This window comes from Bradyrhizobium sp. ORS 375 (genome assembly GCF_000239775.1).
Classification (GTDB): domain Bacteria; phylum Pseudomonadota; class Alphaproteobacteria; order Rhizobiales; family Xanthobacteraceae; genus Bradyrhizobium.
The window spans coordinates 1-4,716 of record NZ_CAFI01000044.1 but is presented as its reverse complement, the minus strand read 5'-3'; the positions used below and the strand labels follow the sequence as shown (position 1 = coordinate 4,716).

Here is a 4,716-nt window from a genome sequence, read left to right as displayed (position 1 = left end):
GCGACGCCAGTATATTGATCAGCGCTTCCTTGTCGGTGAGGATCGGCGGAATCGCGCGCAGCGACTCCAGCGCGGTCGGGAAGCTGTCGTTCTTCAAGCCCAGCGAGGCGAGCTGCCAGGCGAGCAGCAGGCCGCAGCAGGCCAGCACCGGCGCCAGCGGCTTGAGAAGCCCGTTCATGATGGCAGCTCGTTGTCGCCGGAATCATCGAACATGCGCTCGATGTCGACAATGTATTTCTGGTAGCGCGGATCGAGCAGCAGCTCCTCGCGGCGGCGAGGCCGCGGCAGGTCGATGTCGATGACCTCGCGGATGCGGCCGGGCGAGCGCGACATCATCACGACCTTGTCGGACAGGAACACGGCCTCCTCGACCGAATGCGTCACGAATAGCACGGTCTTGCGGTCGCGCTCCCAGATGTCGAGCAGATCGTTCTGCAGCCGCGTGCGGGTGTGCGCATCGAGCGCGCCGAACGGCTCGTCCATCAGCAGCACCTCGGGGCCATAGGCCAGCGTGCGCGCCAGCGCGACGCGCTGCTTCATGCCGCCGGACAGCTCCTTCGGATAGAACTTCTCGAAGCCGGTGAGGCCCACCATCGCGAGCAGGGTCCGCGCCAGCGCCTCGGCTTTCGACGCCTTCATGCCCTGCTGCAGCGGGCCGTACATGACGTTGCCGAGCACGCTCTTCCAGGGGAATAGCGCGAACTCCTGGAACACCGGGCCGCGATCGGTGCCGGGCCCGGTGATCGGCTTGCCCTTCATCTTCGCGGTGCCGCTGGTCGGGCTGACGAAGCCGCCGACGATGTAGAGCAAGGTCGACTTGCCGCAGCCGGAGGGGCCGAGGATCGAGACGAAGGCGCCCTCGCCGACCGTCAGCGAGATATCGGACAGCGCGATGTGGTCGCGTCGCGACGAGGTCTTGAACACCTGCGAGACGTGGTCGATCTCGATGATCGGCGTCGCCGCGCGGCGGCCGAGCGGGACGCCCGCGAGCTGGCCGGGTCGGATCGGGGTCACGCCCATGTCGGCTTCTCTTTCCGATGCAGCACGCTTAGAGGCTCCGTATGATCAGGCATCACAGACCGCCACAGATATTCGTCCGTCTCCACATCCACCGTCATTCCGGGGCAAGGCCGCAGGCCTTGAACCCGGAATCCCGAGATTGCCTTGGCGGTCGAGCTCAACAAGCTCGAGATTCCGGGTTCAATCATCGAGGCTGCGCCTCGACGATTGCCCCGGAATGACGGGGCGTGACCCCACAATGGCAGGGTGTGGCGGAAAGATTAGCAAGAATTCTGCCAACCGTCGCCTGACTGACGCTCATTCCTGCTCCTGATCGAACCAGGGCCATTCCGCCGGTCCCTCATGGGTGACGGCGCCGAGCGGCGCCTGTCCAACCAGTTTCGCGTATTTCGCGAGCGCACCCGCGCGATGCCGCGGCGGCCGTGGCGTCCACGCGCTGCGGCGCGCGGCAAGCTCGCGCTCATCGAGCAGCACGTCGAGCGTGCGCGCCGTCGCGTCGATACGGATCGGGTCACCATCGCGCACCAACGCGAGCGGACCGCCGACGAAGGCTTCGGGCGAGACATAGCCGATGCACATGCCGCGGGTGGCGCCGGAGAAGCGGCCGTCGGTGATCAGCGCAACCTTCTCGCCCATGCCCTGGCCGTAGATCAGCGCGGTGACGCCGAGCATCTCGCGCATGCCGGGACCGCCGACCGGCCCCTCGTTGCGGATGATCAGCACTTCGCCCGCCTGATAGTTGCGCGCACGCACGGCGGCGACGCAAGCTTCCTCGTCCTCGAACACGCGGGCGCGGCCTTCGAACGTCAAGCTCTTGAGACCGGCGACCTTGATGACGGCGCCCTCGGGCGCGAGGTTGCCCTTGAGCACCGCGACGCCGCCATCGGCCATCATCGGCTTGGCCGGGCTGAAGACAACCTCGCCATCCGGCGCATTGGCGGAGGCGTATTCCTGCGCGAGCGTGCGGCCCGTCACCGTGAGGCAGGAACCATCAATATGGCCGCTCTCGATCAGCGCGCGGATCACGACGGCCGCGCCGCCGATGTCGTAGACATCCTTGGCGGTGTACTTGCCGCCCGGCCTGAGGTTGCCGATCAGCGGCGTGCGCGCAAACACCTCGCCGACATCGTCGAGCGTGAAGCGGATGCCGGCCTCGTTGGCGATCGCCGGCAGATGCAGCGCCGCGTTGGTCGAGCCGCCGGTAGCGGCGACGATGGCTGCGCCGTTCTCCAGGGATTTGCGGGTGACGATGTCGCGCGGCAGCGGGCCGCCTTTGGCGAGCATCTGCATGATCAGGCGGCCGGCCTGGCGCGCGACATGGCCGCGCTCGGCATAGACGCCGGGGATCATCGAGACGTTGGGCATCGACAGGCCCATCGCCTCCGACAGCATGCCCATGGTGTTGGCGGTGAACTGGCCGGCGCAGGCGCCGATGGTCGGCAGGCAGGAGCGTTCGATGCCCTCGAGCGTGGCCGCGTCGATCTCGCCGGTCATGTAGCTGCCGACGGCTTCATACGAGTCGAGAACCGTGAGCGTCTTGCCCTGGTACTTGCCGGGCAGCGCGCTGCCGCCATAGATGAAGATCGACGGCACGTTGCAGCGGACCATGCCCATCATCACGCCGGGCAAGGTCTTGTCGCAGCCACCGAAGCCGATCAGCGCGTCATAGGCGAGGCCGTGCACGACGGCCTCGATCGAATCGGCGATCAACTCGCGCGAGAACAGAGAGAACTTCATTCCCTCATGGTTCATGCTGATGCCGTCGGAGACCGAGACGGTGGCGAACTCGCGCGGCGTGCCGCCGGCCTCGGAGATGCCCGTCTTCGCCGCGTCGACCTGGAAGTCGTGCGTCATGTTGCAGGGCGTCTGCTCGCCCTTCTGGCTGACGACGCCGATCATCGGCTTGGCAATGTCGGCGTCATCCAGCCCCATCGCGCGCATGAAGGCGCGGTGCGGGGCGCGGTCGAGCCCCTCCACCGTGACGCGCGAGCGCAGCTTCCTCATCGACTCGAGCTCCGCTGGACGCCTACTGGATCGGCGCCACGATCGTGGGATGCTTGAACTGCGCGACGTCGAGCTTCGGCAGCATGCCGGTCTCGGCGTAGATGTCGAGCATCTTCTGGATCGCCGGGAAGTTCGGCGCAGCGACGGGATCGCGGCCGAAGTCGTTGTCCTTGAGCAGATAGGTCTCGATCACCGGCACCGGCACCTTCATCACTTCGGACACGACCTTGAGCGTCTCCTCGCGGTTGGCGAGCGCCTTCTTCATGCCGGTGGTGATGTCGCGGACATAGGCCTTCACGAGGTCCGGGTTCTTGTCGACGAAGTCGGCACGGCAGGCCTCGAGGATGTGGACGATGTTCGGCATCGCCTCCGACAATTGGAACAGCTTGCGGGTGCCGCCCTTGGCCTCGGCGCGCGCGGCGAACGGCTGGTTCATGTTGACGGCATCGACGCGGCCCTGGCGCAGCGCATCCTCGGCGACCGCAAAGCCGACCTCGACCAGCTTGATGTCCTTGGCGGGATCGAGCCCAGCCTGCTTCAAGAGCAGGTTGAACGGCCCCTGGGTGCCGCCGCCGATGACGGAGATGCCGACGGTCTTGCCCTTGAGATCGGCGATGGTCTTGATCGGCGAATCGTCCTTGACCGCCCAATACACCGAGAACCCGCCGGGCTTCTCATAGACGTGCTGGGCGACGATGTAGGCCTTGAGGCCGCCGCCGACCACGCCGTTCGACAGCGACAGCGGCGCCTGGGTGGCGCAATCCAGCGCGCCGGCGGCGAGCGCCTGGGTCATCGGTGCCGTGCCCTGGAACTGGGTCCACTCGATGTTGTAGGTCTTGCCGAGATCTGGAAATTCGCTCGGCCGCTTCATCATCCAATACTTGGATTCCTCCGCCGGAATCGTCCAGCCGACGCGGATCGTCTGCTGCGCAAAGCTCGACCCCGCACTCGTCGCCAATGCGACTGCCGTCAGCGCCGCCAGCATCAACCGTTTCCGCATCACGCCCCTCCGAAATCGTTTAAAAGGAACCTCGCGGGGAATGTTTCATGTCTCAAATATCGGTGCAAGCGCGGAAAACGCTCCACGCTTGCCCGCCCCATGGGCAAGCCCGCTGTGCAGCGCGGCGAGGCGGCGGTGCTCAAGGAAATGCCGTCCACCGTGTGTCGTGGATATGTCGGCAACGCAAGGTCGTACGCCGCGGACGGCCGCTCAGCCGACTGGCGCTGCCGCGTCGCACGCGCTAGGGAGAGGCCCCGAATTGACCTTTCCAAGGAGTTCTCTCGATGTCGATCCAGCGTTTCGAAGTCGGCCCGCGCATGAGCCAGGTCGTCGTCCACGGCAATACCGTTTATCTGGCCGGCGTCGTCGCGCAGAAGACCGCCGGCGAGAGCGTCACCAAGCAGACCGAGGAGATCCTGTCGATCATCGACGGCCATCTCGCCAAGGCCGGCACCGACAAGACCAAGCTGTTGTCCGCGACGATCTACCTCACCGACATCAAGACCTTCGGCGAGATGAATGCGGTGTGGGACGGCTGGGTGTCCGCCGGCAACACGCCCGCTCGCGCCACCGTCGAGGCCGGCCTCGCCGCGCCGCAGTATACGGTCGAAATCATGGTGATCGCGGCGAAGTAGGTTCGTGCGGATGCGCGGCTGTAGTGAGACTCACACTCATGCGGCGCCCTCGCTGCA

Annotated in this window: 4 protein-coding genes and 1 pseudogene; 1 reads left to right on the top strand and 4 read right to left on the bottom strand. The window is 66.1% G+C overall.

Going from position 1 to position 4,716, the window contains the following annotated elements; genetic code table 11:
• From BRAO375_RS38945 to BRAO375_RS03895, 4 genes and pseudogenes are all read right to left on the bottom strand, one after another.
• Positions 1-178: pseudogene (locus BRAO375_RS38945) on the bottom strand (ABC transporter permease); the annotation flags it as partial.
• Positions 175-1,020 (bottom strand): ABC transporter ATP-binding protein, encoded by an 846-nt coding sequence (locus BRAO375_RS03905; protein ID WP_009026154.1) that lies wholly within the window; start codon positions 1,018-1,020, stop codon positions 175-177. The gene BRAO375_RS03905 and the pseudogene BRAO375_RS38945, both read right to left, overlap by 4 nt.
• A 297-nt stretch (positions 1,021-1,317) precedes the next feature.
• Positions 1,318-3,024, bottom strand: coding sequence for a dihydroxy-acid dehydratase (ilvD, locus tag BRAO375_RS03900; RefSeq protein ID WP_035638845.1), 1,707 nt, complete (start codon positions 3,022-3,024; stop codon positions 1,318-1,320).
• A gap of 22 nt (positions 3,025-3,046) precedes the next feature.
• Positions 3,047-4,024, bottom strand: a complete 978-nt coding sequence (locus tag BRAO375_RS03895; protein WP_035638842.1) for an ABC transporter substrate-binding protein — start codon at positions 4,022-4,024, stop codon at positions 3,047-3,049.
• A 284-nt stretch (positions 4,025-4,308) separates the two neighbouring features.
• Between BRAO375_RS03895 and BRAO375_RS03890 the strand changes: the two genes are divergently transcribed.
• The gene (locus BRAO375_RS03890) at positions 4,309-4,659 is read left to right on the top strand and encodes a RidA family protein (RefSeq protein ID WP_008965519.1); all 351 of its coding nucleotides are present in this window, start codon (positions 4,309-4,311) and stop codon (positions 4,657-4,659) included.
• Positions 4,660-4,716: the final 57 nt, after the last annotated feature.

Bases quoted from the DNA above. Each gene is read 5' to 3' on its own strand.
- BRAO375_RS03890 (WP_008965519.1), top strand. From the start codon at position 4,309: ATGTCGATCCAGCGTTTCGAAGTCGGCCCGCGCATGAGCCAGGTCGTC.
- BRAO375_RS03895 (WP_035638842.1), bottom strand. From the start codon at position 4,024: ATGCGGAAACGGTTGATGCTGGCGGCGCTGACGGCAGTCGCATTGGCG.
- ilvD (WP_035638845.1), bottom strand. From the start codon at position 3,024: ATGAGGAAGCTGCGCTCGCGCGTCACGGTGGAGGGGCTCGACCGCGCC.
- BRAO375_RS03905 (WP_009026154.1), bottom strand. From the start codon at position 1,020: ATGGGCGTGACCCCGATCCGACCCGGCCAGCTCGCGGGCGTCCCGCTC.